The organism is Flavobacterium sp. FlaQc-48 (genome assembly GCF_044007335.1).
In the GTDB taxonomy this organism is placed as follows: domain Bacteria; phylum Bacteroidota; class Bacteroidia; order Flavobacteriales; family Flavobacteriaceae; genus Flavobacterium.
The window spans coordinates 20619-37277 of record NZ_JBIPCR010000011.1 but is presented as its reverse complement, the minus strand read 5'-3'; the positions used below and the strand labels follow the sequence as shown (position 1 = coordinate 37277).

17 protein-coding genes are annotated in these 16659 nt (G+C 34.1%); 5 read left to right on the top strand and 12 right to left on the bottom strand.

Annotated features, from left to right (window positions below; genetic code table 11):
- Nucleotides 1-91 precede the first annotated feature (91 nt).
- Both ACHRWY_RS17105 and ACHRWY_RS17100 read left to right on the top strand, forming a co-directional pair.
- Nucleotides 92-3259: an efflux RND transporter permease subunit gene (locus ACHRWY_RS17105; RefSeq protein WP_395356300.1), complete on the top strand. Its 3168-nt coding sequence runs from the start codon at nt 92-94 to the stop codon at nt 3257-3259.
- On the top strand, nt 3252-4703 hold the full coding sequence (locus ACHRWY_RS17100; protein WP_395356299.1) for a TolC family protein: 1452 nt from the start codon (nt 3252-3254) through the stop codon (nt 4701-4703). The genes ACHRWY_RS17105 and ACHRWY_RS17100 overlap by 8 nt, the downstream gene beginning before the upstream one ends.
- Nucleotides 4704-4919: 216 nt before the next feature.
- Here the strand turns inward: ACHRWY_RS17100 and ACHRWY_RS17095 are convergent, their stop codons facing one another.
- A complete protein-coding gene (locus tag ACHRWY_RS17095; protein WP_395356297.1) occupies nt 4920-5669 on the bottom strand; it encodes a DeoR/GlpR family DNA-binding transcription regulator in 750 nt (249 codons plus the stop codon).
- Nucleotides 5670-5754: 85 nt separating this feature from the next.
- Between ACHRWY_RS17095 and ACHRWY_RS17090 the strand changes: the two genes are divergently transcribed.
- Nucleotides 5755-6288, top strand: a complete 534-nt coding sequence (locus tag ACHRWY_RS17090) for a 5'(3')-deoxyribonucleotidase (protein ID WP_395356296.1) — start codon at nt 5755-5757, stop codon at nt 6286-6288.
- Between the two features lie 95 nt (nt 6289-6383).
- On the opposite strand, the gene ACHRWY_RS17085 is transcribed toward ACHRWY_RS17090, so the two are convergent.
- From ACHRWY_RS17085 to ACHRWY_RS17075, 3 genes are all read right to left on the bottom strand, one after another.
- Nucleotides 6384-8099 (bottom strand): ATP-binding protein, encoded by a 1716-nt coding sequence (locus tag ACHRWY_RS17085; protein ID WP_395356295.1) that lies wholly within the window; start codon nt 8097-8099, stop codon nt 6384-6386.
- A gap of 53 nt (nt 8100-8152) precedes the next feature.
- Complete coding sequence (locus ACHRWY_RS17080) at nt 8153-8341, bottom strand: hypothetical protein (protein ID WP_395356293.1); 189 nt, start codon at nt 8339-8341, stop codon at nt 8153-8155.
- 190 nt (nt 8342-8531) lie between these two features.
- A complete protein-coding gene (locus ACHRWY_RS17075; protein WP_395356292.1) occupies nt 8532-8666 on the bottom strand; it encodes a hypothetical protein in 135 nt (44 codons plus the stop codon).
- Nucleotides 8667-8910: 244 nt separating this feature from the next.
- Here ACHRWY_RS17075 and ACHRWY_RS17070 point away from each other — a divergent pair, with 244 nt between their 5' ends.
- Nucleotides 8911-9549, top strand: a complete 639-nt coding sequence (locus tag ACHRWY_RS17070; protein WP_395356291.1) for a hypothetical protein — start codon at nt 8911-8913, stop codon at nt 9547-9549.
- 326 nt (nt 9550-9875) lie between these two features.
- Here the strand turns inward: ACHRWY_RS17070 and ACHRWY_RS17065 are convergent, their stop codons facing one another.
- From ACHRWY_RS17065 to ACHRWY_RS17030, 8 genes are all read right to left on the bottom strand, one after another.
- Nucleotides 9876-11228, bottom strand: a complete 1353-nt coding sequence (locus ACHRWY_RS17065; RefSeq protein ID WP_395356290.1) for a GH1 family beta-glucosidase — start codon at nt 11226-11228, stop codon at nt 9876-9878.
- A 210-nt stretch (nt 11229-11438) separates the two neighbouring features.
- Entirely contained in the window at nt 11439-11654 is a 216-nt protein-coding gene (locus ACHRWY_RS17060) for a hypothetical protein (RefSeq protein ID WP_395356289.1), read from the bottom strand.
- A gap of 7 nt (nt 11655-11661) precedes the next feature.
- On the bottom strand, nt 11662-12072 hold the full coding sequence (locus ACHRWY_RS17055; protein WP_395356288.1) for a hypothetical protein: 411 nt from the start codon (nt 12070-12072) through the stop codon (nt 11662-11664).
- A gap of 175 nt (nt 12073-12247) precedes the next feature.
- Nucleotides 12248-12457 (bottom strand): TM2 domain-containing protein, encoded by a 210-nt coding sequence (locus ACHRWY_RS17050; protein WP_395356287.1) that lies wholly within the window; start codon nt 12455-12457, stop codon nt 12248-12250.
- 3 nt (nt 12458-12460) lie between these two features.
- Nucleotides 12461-13063 carry a PH domain-containing protein gene (locus tag ACHRWY_RS17045; RefSeq protein WP_395356285.1) on the bottom strand — a complete coding sequence of 201 codons (603 nt, stop codon included), beginning with the start codon at nt 13061-13063 and terminating at the stop codon, nt 12461-12463.
- A 12-nt stretch (nt 13064-13075) separates the two neighbouring features.
- The gene (locus tag ACHRWY_RS17040; protein ID WP_395356283.1) at nt 13076-14131 is read right to left on the bottom strand and encodes a type I restriction endonuclease; all 1056 of its coding nucleotides are present in this window, start codon (nt 14129-14131) and stop codon (nt 13076-13078) included.
- Between the two features lie 147 nt (nt 14132-14278).
- The gene (locus tag ACHRWY_RS17035; RefSeq protein WP_395356282.1) at nt 14279-14947 is read right to left on the bottom strand and encodes a response regulator; all 669 of its coding nucleotides are present in this window, start codon (nt 14945-14947) and stop codon (nt 14279-14281) included.
- Nucleotides 14948-14953: 6 nt separating this feature from the next.
- Nucleotides 14954-16420, bottom strand: coding sequence for an ATP-binding protein (locus ACHRWY_RS17030; RefSeq protein ID WP_395356281.1), 1467 nt, complete (start codon nt 16418-16420; stop codon nt 14954-14956).
- Between the two features lie 112 nt (nt 16421-16532).
- On the opposite strand from ACHRWY_RS17030, the gene ACHRWY_RS17025 reads away from it, so the two are divergent.
- Nucleotides 16533-16640: a hypothetical protein gene (locus tag ACHRWY_RS17025; protein WP_395356500.1), complete on the top strand. Its 108-nt coding sequence runs from the start codon at nt 16533-16535 to the stop codon at nt 16638-16640.
- The last annotated feature ends 19 nt before the right edge of the window (nt 16641-16659 follow it).

Here is a 16659-nt window from a genome sequence, read left to right as displayed (position 1 = left end):
TTTAAGCTTCAGGTTTCGTACTGAACCTGAAACTTTAAACCTGAAACATTTGTGAAACTCCAATTTGGTTTAATCATTAAAAAAATATAAAATGTTTAATAAATTTATTCAAAGACCTGTACTGTCGATAGTAATATCGCTTATAATTGTCTTTTTAGGGGTACTGTCGGTATTAAGTTTACCTATTACACAGTTCCCTACAATCTCACCACCAATGGTGAATGTTACCGCAGATTATCCAGGATCTAACGGTGAATTGATGATCAAGGCCGTTGTAATTCCTCTGGAAAGAGCTCTAAATGGAGTTCCCGGAATGAAATATATGGCTTCTGATGCCGGAAATGATGGTGAAGCTACGATAAAAGTGGTCTTTAACTTAGGAACAGATCCTAATCAGGCTGCGATCAACGTTCAAAACCGTGTAGCTTCGGTTACCAATAAATTACCTCCTTTAGTAATTAGAGAAGGTATCAAAATTACCCGAGAAGTGCCGAGTATGCTGATGTACGTGAATCTTTACAGTACAGACAAAAATACCGACATGAAGTTCTTGTACAACTATGCTGATATCAACGTACTTTCTGAATTGAAAAGGGTAAATGGTATTGGTTCAGGAGATATCTTAGGAACACGTGAATATGCCATGCGTATCTGGTTGAAACCTGATCGTATGCTGGCTTATAAAATTTCTGCTGATGAGATAATGGATGCTTTATCAAGCCAAAGTTTGGAGGCTTCTCCTGGTAAAACAGGTGAAAGTTCCGGTAAGCGTTCTCAGGCATTTGAGTATGTATTAAAATATTCAGGACGTTTTACCACCAAAGAGCAATACGAGAATATTGTAGTAAAATCAAATGCTAACGGGGAACTTTTACGTTTGAAAGATGTTGCCAAAGTAGAATTTGGTAGTTCGATGTACGATATTTATTCGAACTTAAATGGTAGGCCATCTGCAGCAATTGTATTGAAACAATCGTTTGGTAGTAATGCCAATCAGGTTATTGAAGAGGTAAAGGCTAAATTGGAAAAAATTAAGAAAAGATTTCCTAAAGGAATGGATTATGAAATTTCCTATGACGTTTCTAAATTCCTGGATGCTTCTATCGAAAAAGTAATTCATACACTGGTTGAAGCTTTTATTCTGGTAGGTATAGTCGTATTCCTTTTCTTAGGAGACTGGCGTTCAACGGTTATTCCGGCAATTGCGGTACCCGTATCCTTGATAGGAACGTTTGTATTTATGACATTCTTTGATATTTCATTGAACTTAATCACATTATTTGCCTTAGTTTTAGCTATTGGGGTCGTCGTCGATGATGCGATTGTAGTAATCGAAGCGGTTCACGCCAAGATGGAGGAGGAGCATCTTTCACCACTTAAAGCGACTAAAAAAGCAATGCACGAAATTGCGGGGGCAATTATTGCGATTACCTTCTTAATGGCGGCGGTATTTATTCCTGTAGCTTTTATGTCTGGTCCTGTAGGGGTATTCTACAGACAGTTCTCGGTTACTATGGCAACTGCTATTATCCTTTCAGGTATTGTGGCTTTGACTTTGACACCGGCACTTTGTGCAATGATGTTAAAAAATAATCATGGAGCACCTAAAAAGAAAACACCTGTAAATGTATTTATAGATGGATTTAACAATAAGTTCAATTTAGCACAGGGCAAATACCAAAACTTATTAGGTAAAATTGTAAACAGGAGAGCGGTTACTATTATTGCACTTCTTGGATTTTGCGCCGGGACATGGTTGATTAGTAGTACTGTTCCTTCCGGATTTATCCCGAATGAGGATCAGGGTATGTTTTATGCTGTTATTCAGACACCACCGGGTTCATCATTAGAAAGAACCAATAATATTGCAGAAAGGCTGCAAAAAATTGCTGAAAAAATCGATGGAGTAAAATCAGTTTCTTCTTTAGCAGGTTATGAAATTCTGTCTGAAGGTACAGGTTCAAACTCAGGAACTTGTTTGGTCAACCTTAAAGACTGGAGTGAAAGAAAACACTCTGTTCTTGAGATTATGGCCGAAATGGAAGAAAAATCTAAAGATATAGCGGGTGCCAATATTGAGTTTTTTCAACCGCCTGCTGTACCGGGATATGGTGCTGCCGGAGGATTTGAGCTTCGTTTATTAGATAAGACGGGTTCTAATGATTACAAAAAAATGGAGCAGGTAAATAACGATTTTGTTAAGGAGTTAAATACGCATCCGGAATTATCTAATGTATTCAGTTTTTACAGTTCCAGTTTTCCTCAATACATGATGAAAGTCGACAATGATATGGCACAGCAAAAAGGAGTGTCTATCGAAAATGCCATGAATACGTTGTCAACTCTTGTGGGAAGTAACTACGAAATTAGTTTTATTAAATACGGAATCAACTATAAAGTAATTGTTCAGGCTTCTCCGGAGTACCGTGCTCAGCCGGATGATATTTTAAAGTTGTATGTAAAAAACAATCGTGATGAAATGGTTCCTTTTTCAGCTTTTATGAGATTAGAAAAAGTATACGGACTTTCTGAAATTACGAGACATAACATGTACACTTCCACACAAATTAGTGGTTCTGCTGCAGCGGGCTATAGTTCAGGAACAGCGATTAAAGTAATTCAGGAAGTTGCAGCTGCAAAATTACCTAGGGGATATGACATTGACTGGGCAGGTATTTCTGCCGATGAGGTGGCACAGGGTAATCAGGCCATTTGGGTATTCTTAATCTGTTTAGGATTCGTATACTTGGTTTTGGCTGCCCAATACGAAAGTTTTATTTTACCATTATCCGTAATCCTTTCTTTACCAGCGGGTATTTTTGGAGCTTTCTTATTGTTGAAATTAACAGGATTAGAAAACAACATTTATGCTCAGGTAGCAATGGTCATGCTTATTGGTTTATTAGGTAAAAATGCCGTACTGATTGTAGAGTTCGCGATACAGCGACATGCAGCAGGAAGATCAGTACTTGAAGCCGCAATGGAGGGAGCGAAAGCGAGGTTCCGTCCTATTTTGATGACTTCTTTTGCTTTTATTGCGGGATTATTGCCACTTGCTTTTGCTACTGGTCCGGGTAAAATTGGTAACAGAACTATTGGTACTGCAGCTGCCGGAGGTATGCTTATAGGTACTATTTGCGGAGTATTTGTAATTCCTGGGTTGTATTTTATTTTTGCCAAAATTGCAGAGAAACATAAATTGGTAAAACATGAAGAAGAAAATCCATTAACAGAAGAAATTGATAACAATCATGTATAAATTTAAATCATATCAATATGGTATTGCATTAGGTATATGTCTTACGGTTGCAGGGTGTAAAGCCCCTGCGCCTGAGGCAGCACCTACTACAAGTGCGCCGGTTCCGGAGTCATTTGGTACAACAACCCAAACTCAGGATGCCAACAATAACACCTCAGCTTTAGCCTGGAAAGATTACTTTAAAGATCAAAATCTGGTAGACCTGATTGATGTTGCCCTGAAAAACAATCAGGAATTAAACATCACTTTGCAGGAAATTGAAATTGCGAAGAATGATATTCGTGTCAAAAAAGGACTTTTATTACCAACGGTAGGTGTTCGCGCCGGAGCTGGTGTAGAAAAAGTAGGTAGATATACCAGTCAGGGTGCCGGTGATGCTACTACAGAAATTAAGCCGGGTGTAGAAACACCTGATCCTTTGGGAGATTTTACGATCTCTGCTTATGCAAACTGGGAAGTAGATATCTGGAAAAAACTGCGCAATTCTAAAAAAGCAGCTTTAAACAGATATTTGGCTACCGTTGAAGGTAAAAACTTTGTGATTACCAATCTTATTGCTGAAGTTGCTGATTCTTACTATGAATTACTGGCTTTAGATACGCAGTTGGATATTGTGAACCAAACGATCAAATTGCAGACTAATGCTTTGGAAATTGTAAAAATCCAGAAACAGGCTGCAAGAGCAACAGAATTAGGGGTTAAGAAATTTGAAGCAGAGGTTTTAACTTCAAAAAGTATGGAGTTTGATATTCGTCAGCAAATAAAAGAAGCTGAGAATAAGATCAACTTTTTGTTGGGTAGATATCCACAGGAAATTAAAAGAACAAACAGCACCAACTTCTTAAGTTTATTGCCGGCAGCTGTAAGTTCAGGAATTCCGTCTCAATTATTATCGAATCGTCCTGATGTAAAGCAGGCAGAATTAGAATTGGTCGCTTCGAAATTAGATGTAAAAGTAGCTCGTGCTGAGTTTTATCCGTCATTGGATATTTCGGCTGCAGTAGGAGTAAACGCTTTCAAGCCTTCTTATTTGTTTACGTTTCCTGAATCAATTTTGTATTCATTAGCGGGAGATCTTGCTGCACCACTGATCAACAGAAATGCGATCAAGGCAGAGTTTGCCAGTGCCAATGCAAGACAGCTTCAGGCGTTGTACAATTACGATCGTACGGTTTTGAATGCTTATTTAGAGGTTTCAAACCAACTTTCTAAGATCGAAAATCTTCAAAAAGGATATGACTTGAAATCACAACAAGTAGATGCTTTAAATACGTCTATTGATGTTTCTAATGATTTGTTTAAATCAGCCAGAGTTGATTATTTCGAAGTGTTGATGACACAACGTGATGCCTTAGAAGCTAAACTGGAATTGGTAGATACTAAAAAAGAACAATTGAATGCTGCAGTCCATGTTTATAGAGACTTAGGCGGCGGCTGGAAATAATATTGCTAATTAATTTGTAGAAAAAAAGCCTTTTAAGAGTAATCTTGAAAGGCTTTTTTGTTTTGGGTTATCCTGAATGTTTTATGAAAAATGAGCAACCTGGCGATTACCTGACTTCATTTTTATTTTAATCAGGGTTCAGTGAACTTCGTTCGAAACCTATAGGAGCAAATAGCTCCGTATTGATCGCCTGTAGATTTTAAATCTATCCGAGAATTAAACAATCGTTACACCGCATTCCTTGTATGCTTTAAAAGTTTCATCTTCCGGAGAGATATTCGTTACCAGCACATTAATATCTTTAAGAGGGCAAACGAAGTAAGATTCGGCAGTGTCAATTTTTTCAGCAGACCCCAGTGCAATAACAAAATTTGAATTTTGAATCATGTTCTTTTTAATTTGTGAGTCGTCGTATAAAATACCGGTCACACCTCTTTCATGATGAATGCTGCAAAGTCCTAAAATACAAATATCAGCTCTGAAATTCCTAAAGAAATCTATGGTTTCGATACTGGCTGTGGTAAACGAAGTTTTACACATTTTTCCGCCCGCAAAAATCAGTTCAATATTAGGTAAATCCTCTACGAGTGCCGCAACCGGAAAACTGTTGGTGATGACGGTTATTTTTAAGTCATAAGGAAAACTGGCTACCAGAGCCAATGAAGTTGTTCCCCCGTCAATAAATACGACCTGTCCGTCTTTTAAAAAGGGAAGTGCTTTTTCGGCAATGATTTTCTTGTTTTCAAGATCGTGTTTTTCCCTGTTTCTAAAGTGTAACGGAATGGGAGAAGGAGCAACTGCGCCACCGCGGACAGCTTTTAATAAACCCTGGTCAGAAAGTTCTTTTACATCTCTGCGAATAGTGTCTTCGGATACATTTAAGTATTCACTAAGTTCCAGTAAAGTAACTCTGTGCTCTTTTGATAAATATTCTAAAATTACTTTTTGACGTTCTTCCTTTTTCATTTGATGCAAATTTATATTGCAAAAATAAGTTAAAATTGCAATAATTTGCAATATTTGCGTAAATTTGTTGCAAAATAAATTTATAATGAAAAAGAAAACGATTGCCGTTGATATGGATGGCGTGCTGGCTGATATAGAAGCACAATTAATAGAGCATTACAATAAAGCACATGGAACAACGCTTTCTAAAGAAAGTATTCAGGGATTATCTGAAGAAGATGCTTTTAAGGAAAGAGATCTGGTACGTGGCATTTTAAATAAAGATAATTTTTTCAGATCGTTGCCTGTAATGCCGGATGCAGTTGAAAGTTTGCGAAGATTACAAGATAACTTCGAAATTTTTATTGTTTCTGCTGCGACAGAATTTCCGGTTTCTCTTGCTGAAAAAATAGATTGGCTTGGGGAACATTTTCCTTTTATCAAATGGGAAAATATCATTTTATGCGGAAGCAAAAGAATTATCAATACCGATTATATGATCGATGATCACTGTAAAAACCTGGATTATTGCATAGGGAAACCCATTATGTTTACGGCATTTCATAATGTTGATAAAACACATCACTTAAGGGTAAACAACTGGAAAGAAGTGGTGGATGTTTTAGAACAGACACTGTAACACTAATTAAGGTTATAATTAGCTTGTTTTTTGAAGAGAAAAGCCTTTCGGGAGTAATCCTGAAAGGCTTTTATTTTACAGTGTTATGCTTTAATTTATGTTTGTTTGGGCATGGATATTTTTACCCTAAACCCTTTGTCGGGTTCTGTATCAAAATCAATGGTTCCTTTAACAGCCTGAATACGGTTTTCCATGTTTTGGAGGCCATTTTTTACCATCTCTGTTTTTTCGCAGCCTTTACCATTGTCTATATAGTTTATTAAGATTGATTTGGGATCACTTTCAAATTTTATAACCACTAGATTTGCCTTACTGTGTTTCTTCATATTGACCATTAATTCCTGTAAAATTCGACTAATGGTAATCTTTTTTATATCATCAATAATTTCCCAGTTTATATCTTCTAAATGCGTGACCATAATATTTCGTTCGGAAGTATTGTAAGCCGAAAGCATTTCTTTTATGCTTTTGGTAAAATCTATGCCGGTATCAATTCTATTGTTTTCTCTTGAAATACCTCTCACACGTCCGTAGATATCATCTAATTTTTGAAGTAGATTCTCTTTGGTACTTTCTACAGACAGAGGCTGTGATTCGGCAAAAGCAATCGCATGAAATACGTCGTTTGCCAGTTCATCGTGTATTTTTTTAGCGATTCGGGTTTCGGTATTGTACGAAGTCCTGAATTCTATAGCCCTGTTTTTATTTCTATAATAACGTATTAAAATTGCTATCAAAATAACCAGAAAAATAAAAGCAATGACAAATACAATGCGCAGATATTTGGCTTTTTGAAGGGATAAGAGGTTTTCTGCTTTTTCTAAACGAAGTTTGGCGTTTTCGTCTTTTTCTTTTTTAGAATCGTATTTAATTTTAGCAAACTTATTTTTAAAGTTATTTCTAACCTTAATAATACTGTCGTTTAAAGAAAAGTACCTCTGCACATAGTGGTTGTTTTGCGCACTGTGATCATTTGAAATTAGAATTTGCAGCGCTTCTAATCTTTCGTCAACACTATTTAGTTTTGTGGCTGCATGGTAAGCCGCAAGAGCATTTTTATTTGATTTTTGAATGTCTTTTTTAGCATAATAATCGGCAAGGTGTAAATAACTTTCAATACTTCCATAAGTATCTTTAAGTTCAGTTCTAGTCTGGAGTGCTTGATTCATTAAAGAGAATCCTTTTTCATCCATTGAATTCTTAAAATAAGCATATCCTAAGTTATCTATCATTGTGGCTACAGTAGTGGACTGAGATGTCTCCTTGCGTACTTTTTTGTTCAAAAGAGATTCTAAAAGTGTGATTGCCTTACCATATTTTTTTTGTTGGATATAAACTGGTGCAATATTACTTAAAGGCATTTGCTTAAGAATAGGATCTGTATGTTCTTCTGCAGATTTTTTATAGTAAAGAATGGCATCATCGTACAGAGAAAGTTCTTTATCAGCAATACCTAATCTATTATTTATATCAGCGGTATACATATTCTTTTTTTTAAAATATGATAGCGCTTCGGTTGCGGTTTCTTTACTGCCATAGTAGTCCCCGTTGACTTGCTGAATTGTTGTTATTTGAGTAAGTATCCACCCTATATTAGCACTGTCTTTTAAAGTTTCATAAAGTGCTTTTGATTGAGTAAATTCATGAAAAGCAGTATTAAAGTTTTGTTTCTTAAAGTGTTCAATACCTTTATTTCGTAAAGTAAGTGCCTCTTTTCGTATAGGTTCTGTGTTTATATTGACAGTCTTTTTTTCCTGACAGGAAAAAAGAAAAAAAAGCATAATAAAACAAAAAAACGGGGACCGTAACATATAAATTTACTTTCCCCGAAAATAGTAATTAATTAGATACTAAAAATATATATTTAGTGATCAGTTTCCGGTGTCGGAGGTGGCGTTCCCCCATTGTCCCCTGGACCGTCAGCATAAGTTGCTTTTAATGGATTTACAGTTTTTTCTGCTTCTTGTTTTTGCGGAGTTTCGTATTCATCCGGAGTACAAGAAAATATGGTAAATAATAACGCAAAAGCGATAAAAAGTAATAGTTTTTTCATTTTGATTTAATTTAGAAATTAGACATGAGTATTGCTGTCCGGAGTTTATCCAGAGCTTGTTTATGGCAATACCAATTGATTTTTGGGAAGTAAACGGTGTAGAACTGTAAGACGTTATTTATACTTCCCGAATAAACTTGGTCTTACGGTTTTTTACACTGTTAATTTGAACTAGTTTTATATATTTGTTTTAGTCTGCAGACAAAACCTGAACTAATTTCTGATGCAAAGGAAAGGCACTTTTAGACCACTGTAGATAAGGGATTCCCAGAATTCCTGCGTTTTCCTGGGATTCCCATGAATTCCCAATAATATAAAAATGCAAAGCCTGTTTTTTTTATTAAGGGTTAATTATTACGGAACAAATCTCTATTATAATAGAGGCAATAAACCAGACAAAAGTTGGCTCAACTTTTAAAAAAAAATGTAGAAATAAGATGTAATTGGAATAAAAATTGAATGTGCTGGTAGAGATTTGAATTGTAGCAGTCAAAAAATAAAAGCATAGAAAAATTTTTGTGGTGAAAAATAAATATAATGTGGACAAAGAGGTTCTTAAAAAAGGCAAGATGAATAATACATTAGAGGAATATAAAAAAGCGATTAAAATTAAATACGAACTCGAAAAAGACGGAGAATACTTTGATTATTTGTATAGTCCTTCTCGCGGAAAACTCCGCGATTTGTGCTGGCTTATTTTCGAGAATAACCCAACTCAGGATGATTTAAATGTTTTTCGAAATTTATTCTGTCTGGATTTTGATCACACCAAAAAAAACAAGTTTAAAGAACAAAAAGATAAGTTCCGTCCTATTGAAACCTTTTTTAAAGGTGAAACAGATCCATTGAATATTGACGCCATAAATCTTGCAGCCGTTATAGTTGATTTTCAGCCACGCCCTTTTAAAAAGTTTAATGAAAAGTGTAGAATCGAAGAGGCAAAAGAAATTGAAAGTGCTGATAAAGCTAAACCAGTTGTTGAAAGAGAGAAAAAAATCATAGCGACAGAGGGTTTTGTGGAAAATAAAAATAAAAATGAAGAGTCGAAAGAACATCCTAAACAAGGAAATTCTTTTTTAAATTTTGCCGGTATATTTTCGAAAAAAATTGCTCAGAAAATATATCCAAGAAAAATAATTACGATAGGAATTGGAACTGTCGCTTTGGTGTCTTCTGCGCTTTTATATTTGGTGCAGAAAAAAGATTAGAAAAACTGGTTTCTAAAAGAAATTGTGAAGCATTTTGAAAAATAAAATGCGCGTAGTAGTAAAAAGGATAATTTTTTGAGGAGTAAATGAGGTCTTTGAAAAGTTTGTTTTTTGGCATATATTATCTGTTATTTATACTATAAAGATAAGCAAAAACAGCCAATAAACCTACTGTTTATCAGTGAAATGATTGATTTTTTTTGCTTTTTAACAGATGTTTTTACTAGAATTTATTCGCTGTATCTTACTAATTTTAAAGGCAATAAAACGTACTTTTTTGGGTAATTGGATTGTAGTTCAATTATTTTTTTACCACTGGTCATTCTCTAGGATAAAAAATCCCTAAACCACAATCCTGAATGCTTTATTGTTCGTTGTTGTGTTTCAAAATCAACATGAATTAATCCAAATCTCGCGTTGTAACCTTCTGCCCATTCAAAGTTATCGGTCAGGCTCCATACAAAATAACCTTCGACATTGAAGCCGTCTTTCTTTGCTTTAAGAATCTGTTCTAAATGATCCTGAATGTAATGGGTACGTTTGATGTCGTATACTTTTCCGTTAGTTAAAACGTCTGGAAATGCAGCACCATTTTCGGTTATGATGATTTTTTTTATTCCTTTGTAATTGTTGAATTTTTTCAGGACATGATAAAGGGCAGGAGGGTAGACTTCCCATCCCATATCAGTTGAAATTACGTTTCTTTTTTCGGCACTGATTAATTCGGCACCAATATACGGAATCAGCATTGCTGATTTTACAACCTCACGTGTGTAACATTGCAGGCCTATAAAATCAAAATCAAAAGCCAGATTGTTGAGATCGTCTTCTAAAATATAGTTATTGAGTTTTTTGAGCACGGGCAAATCTGCCTGAGGATAGCCTAATCCTAAGATAGGTTCTATAAAAGTTCTGTTGAGTAATGTATCGACACGTTTTGCGGCTTCAACATCTTTTAGACTTTCAGTGGCCGGCTCAATATGGGTACAGGAAAAAGTAGTTCCAATATTTGCTTCGGGTATTTTATTCCGAAGTATTTTTGCCCCGGCAGCTGTTGCTAATGTAACGTGGTGCATGGCTTTAAGATAATTGGTAATGCCTTTTTTGCCCGGAGCATGAATGCCCAGAAAGTATCCGGCACCTGTAAAAACCGAAGGCTCGTTGATTACCATCCAGTTTTTGACGCGATCTCCAAAATGTTCCGCACAAACGGCAACATATTCTGAAAACCACGAAACAGATTCGCGATTCGTCCATCCGCCTTTTGTTTCTAAAGCATGGGGCAGATCCCAGTGATAAAGTGTAATCCAGGGTTCTACTCCTGCTGCCAATACAGAATCAATAATCTTGTTGTAATAATCAATTCCGGCCTGGTTTACGGGATGAATTCCTGTAGGCATAATTCTGGGCCAGCTAATGGAAAACCTAAAATTCGGAATGTTTAATTCGTTAATTAAGTCGATATCGGTTTGGTAGGAATTGTAGAAGTCGCAGGCCGTTATTGCATGATGTCCGTTTTTGATCTTTCCTTTTTGTGATGTAAAAACATCCCAGATTGAAGTACCTTTTCCGTCAGCATCATGGGCGCCTTCAATTTGGAAAGCAGCGGTTGAAACACCCCACAAGAAATTATCGCCAAATTGGTCTTTGTGCAAAAATGAGGTCTCAATTTTATTCATTCAAATCAGTTTTTCCCTTTTTTAATGGTAATTTATTAATGAAGGAAAGACGATTGCATAGCTCTTAAAAAAAGCCATTCTTTGAAGGAAATCAGAAAATTTAGATTGAAGAATTTCATAACGTTTAGTTTTATTCAAATTAATAAAACTAATGTGAATTTATTGTAAAGGCATTATTATCAAATGATTAAATAAAAAATGGGAAGATAATTAATCTTCCCATCCGCAAAGTGTTAAACCCAGGCCCTGCGCTTTTTTGAGCGAGGTTTTTGCGACTTCACTGCGACAGCCTGATAAGCCGCGACAGGTTTCTTTATAATGGTATTTTTTTGCTCCGGCAGAGCCGCATATAAATACGCTGGTTTCAGGAGGACAAAAAGAAGTTGAAAACACAAATAGTACTAATACGGGTAAACTATATTTCATAGGTTGTTTATTTTACGATTAAATGGTATTCATTACCCTTTTTATCTAAAGCTTTTAGTTTTCCGTACGAAATCCATTCGGTGTTGATTTCAATTTCAGCAATTGTATCGCTCGTTAAAATTCCGGCACCATATTTTCCCTGAACATTGATATTTCCGCAAACAGAATCGCCCCTGATGTTTATGCCTTTTACATCGTAATTGTATTCGTAATGTCCTGGATTTCCGGTTCTGTACTCGTATTGATACGTGTCGTTTATGTGATATGTTCTGGCTTCTTCGGGTGTAATGGTTTTTCGATCATCTGGCGTAATTATCGCTTTGTAAAAAGTGTTAATTTGTGCTGGAGGAGGAGCAGAAGCTTTTTCGCAGGAAAGTATAACAAGTAATAGAAATAAGACTAGGTAGTTTTTTTGCATAGGCATTTTGGGTAAATGATTTTAAATGTGAAATATAAATTCAAAGAATGGCAACAGACTTTCAGTTGCTAAATCTAATTAGAAATATGGTTCTTAAAATGCGTAGTTATACTGGATTTATATTTAAATATTATAGATTGTTAGATCTAATGCTTCATATTTGCAGCCGTTTTATTTAAAAACCATTGTTGTATTTTACATTAAAGGAATGATCAGACATAAATAAAAGTCCGAAAAACTGAAAAAATGCTATTATCGAAGGAATGAATGTCCAGCAAAATAATAAATAAAGAATTCCTTGACCAGATTGGCCTAAATAAAATTTATGGATTCCAATTCCTCCAAAAAAGAAGGCCAAAATTGCAGCGGTTAGTTTACTTTTCATAATTTACATTTTAGATAAAATTTCTGTTTTTTTAGTATCAAATTCTGATTGTGAGATTATATCACTATCTAATAATTTTTTCAATTTTTGAAGGGTTTCCAACGGATCTTCTTTTTGTTCAATATTTTGAGGAATTGGTAAACTGGCATTAACTGTGATTCCACCTCCGGCAATTGCTCTTTTGGTTTCTAAATCATGTTCACGTCTGTATAAGACCATTTCTTCTTCTTTTTGTTGTGCAAATTGATATAGTTTTCGAGCTTGGGCCTTTGGTAAATAATCAAGCATATTCATATTACCTTTTATTGTTTTCATTGAAAAGGTTGCTCCAATAATTCCTTCTTTCATGTGACAGTCTAGTATTTCTTTCCAGGCATAGTCCTGAAAATCCATTGACAGGCCTAAATTTCTGGGTCTGCAGAAGATTATCCTTTTATTGGTTAAGGCGATACAATCCGGTGACAGGTTTATGGCAGGCTTTTTTTGCACGGCAATATATTCTACTTGTTCTCCAGAGGTTAGTAAACCATTTACTTTTACTAATAGTTTTTCAACCGCTTTTGGGTCTTGTTCTTCGTTTAGGAATTTTTTTAAATCGTTTATCATAATAATTGTTTTTTATTCGGTTTCATAAAGTGCAACAGTTTCTAATAATTCTTTTTCAAATTGGTAAATATCGTCAATGGATGAAATTGCAATTTTTGATTCATTTTTGTTATCATTAAAAAGGCTGATATATTTTTTATTGCCATTTAAGTGAAGTCTTGTTAGTGGTTTTCTATTATTGTCGTCAAGCAGGATTCCAAAATATGATTGTGTGTCGCGATAGACAATTCTATGTGTTGGAAGTTTTCGGCGTAAAATGGCAACTACTATCCGATAACTATCTAATTCCTCTTCGGTTGTAATAATTTTATTATCATCTTCAACCGTTAAAATTTCTTCGTTTTGCTGTTTGATAGTTTCTTTAGTAAGGGCAGCATTTAATCGATCATTAATTTTTTCGTTAATAAATTGACTAATAGATTTTTGAACTAAGTCTTTAAATTCATCAACTACTTTTTCAGTAAGTCTGCCAGTGTAAACTTTACTTGCAAAGAGTTTAGTAAAATCAGTAGATGGATTCTCTAGTTCTGTATTGATTTGCTTTTTTATTTCTTTAATATATTTTAAAGAACTTGCATTAGTGACAATATTATCAACATTAAAATTCGCTTTATGAAACTTAGCAATTTCATTGATTATATTTTCCTTAAGATTTGTAATGTCAAACTCAAGAAAAGGTTTTTCATCCATTTTATTTTGGTTATCCAAATCAGTAAAAAACTGATAAGTAATACCATTTGTTAAAAGAGCAAAACGGGTTTTAGTAACATGAAAATAACGAAACAATTGAGAATTATGAATCGTCAATTTTTCTTTCCAGCTTTTGCACTCTACAATTATAATAGGTTCTCCATTTTGAAAAATGGCATAATCTACCTTTTCTCCTTTTTTTAGACCTAGATCTGCTGTAAATTCAGGAACGACTTCAAGCGGATTAAATGCGTCATAGCCTAAAATATGTATAAAAGGCAGAACAAAAGCATGTTTAGTAGATTCTTCTGTTTCGATTTTAATTTTTAACTGATTTATTTTATCAGCTAACGATTTAAGTTGAATATTAATTTCCATCGGTTTTTAGTTTAATTAATTATTCAAATGTAAAACTGATACATATCAGTATTTTACGGAAATCCATAATGCATGATTTTTTATATTTCAGGAATAAAAAAAAGCCCCCGAAGGAGCTTGAAAAAGTTATAATAGCAGTAGTAAATTTTAAATGATTCCCATGTCTTTTGTAATCGAAACCAAATGAACTGTATTATTGGCTTTGAAAAAATCTTTTAGTCTGGAGATTCTTTTTTCCATCGCACTTTTGCTGTTGGGTTTTACGCCTAATTCTTTAAAAATTTGGATAATATCATCCTGAGCAGTTCCTGATGATAGATGTTTTAAGATCAAAATGTCCAGATCGTCTATTTCAAAATTGCTTTTTTCCTGCAGGGCAGAAGCAACTTCAGGAGAAATAAATCTTTGATCTGAAGTCGAAATAATATGGATTGCTTTTTTTAGTTCTTCAATACTGTTTAAGCCTTTGAGCACAAAACCATCAATTTCGGCATTGTCGAACAACGATTTTATACGATAACTTTTGTCTTCGACCGAATAAGCTATGATTTTAATGTTGGGTTGCAATTCCCGAACTTTTTGAACCAGTTCGTCACCATTAGCAATTTTTACATCACGATGATCTGTTTTGAAGGAAAGGTCACTAATCAATAAATCATAAGGTTCATTTTGTGTAATCGCAGCACGTATTTTAAGAAAAGCTTCGTCGCAATATTTTGAATGTTGAAAATCGACAATATTTAAATCTTTTAAGACTTGCTGGATTCCCAAATTCATTGCATCCAGATCTTCGGCAATTATTACTTTTTTAAACATATAAAATTATTTAGGCATGGATATTTTTACTTTAAAACCTTTATCTGGTTCAGTTTCAAAAGTAATAGTTCCTTTTATGGCCAGAATACGGTTTTCCATATTTTGTAAACCATTTTTTTTAATTTTTTCTTTTTCGCAGCCTTTTCCATTATCTGTATAGTGGATCAAAATAGTATTTGCAGTATTTTCAAACTTTAGAACGACTATTGATGCCTGGCTGTGTTTTTTCATATTGACCATTAATTCCTGTAAAATTCTGTGAATGGTAACTTTTTTAACATCATCAATAGTGTCCCAATTTATTTTTTCAATACTGTTAATAATGATATTGGTGTGCTCACTATTGTAGGTAGAAAGCATTTCTTTTAAAGATACAGCATAATTGGTTCCCGTGTCTATAGTATTGTTTTCTCTTGAAATTCCGCGTACCCGGGTATAAATGAAATTTAATTTTTGTAGCAAAGTTTCTTTAACCTCTTCTTTTGTTAAAGATTGTGTTTGTGTAAAAGTGATGGTATTAAAAACATCATTGGCCAATTCATCGTGAATATCTTTGGCTATTCTCGTTTCAGTATCGTAGGCTGTTTTTATTTTTTCAATTCGATTTCTATTCTGGTAAAATTTTCTCAGATATAATAGCAAAAGGATCAAAGAAGCCATTCCTATGATAAAAAATATCCGTTGATATTTTGCTTCCTGTAATGCATATAGATTTTCAATTTTTTCTAAACGCAGTTTCTGATTTTCGTCTTTTTCTTTTTTAGAATCGTATTTTATTTTGGCAAACTTATTTTTAAAGTTGTTCCGGATTTTAATGATGCTGTCATTTAGTGTGATATATTTTTGTGCGTACTGAGTATTCTCATTGCCGGAATGATTCAGAATTAAAAATTCAAGACCTTCTAACCGTTCATCAATGCTGTTGAGTTTAGTCGCTATTTTATAAGCATTTAGTGCATATTGGTTTGATTTTTTCGGATCGGTTTTAGCAAAATATTCAGCCAGATGCAAGTTACTTTCGATGCTTCCGTAAGTATCATCATCCTGATTTCTCATTTTAAGACTTTCATCCATTAATAAAAGGCCTTTTTCATTCATTCCTTTTTTAAAATAAGCATATCCTAAATTGTCCTTAATTCTTGCTTTACTTAATGTAGTAGGTGTATCATCAGGTACTTTTTTTAAAATAGAATTTAAAATAAGTATTGCTTCGGTATATTTTTTTTGCTGAATGTAAACTGCTGCGATATTACTGAATGGGATCTGTTTGGTTATAGAATCAGTACAATCTTTCATCGCTTCTTTATAATAGTATATGGCATCATTGTAGAGATAAAGCTCTTTGTCAGCAATGCCAAAAAAATTATTGATTGAAACGGTATAAATACCTCTTTTTTTTATAAAAGGCAATGCCTCAGTAAGTGTTTCTTTGCTTCCGTAGTAGTCTCCGTTTATTTGTTGAATAGAAGCCATTTTAGTAAGACAGAATACTATATTTGAACTGTCTTTTAATATTTCATATGCTATTTTTGCTTTATTGAAGTTGTAAAAAGAAACGTTAAAATTTTTCTTTTCGAAGTTTTCTATCCCCATTTCCCGAAAACTAATTGCTTGTTTTCTAATAGGTTTTATATTGGTTGTGATTGGTGTTTTCTCCTTGCAGGAAAGAAGAAAGAGAAAAAAAATGAAATAAAAAAAAGGGGATCGTAACA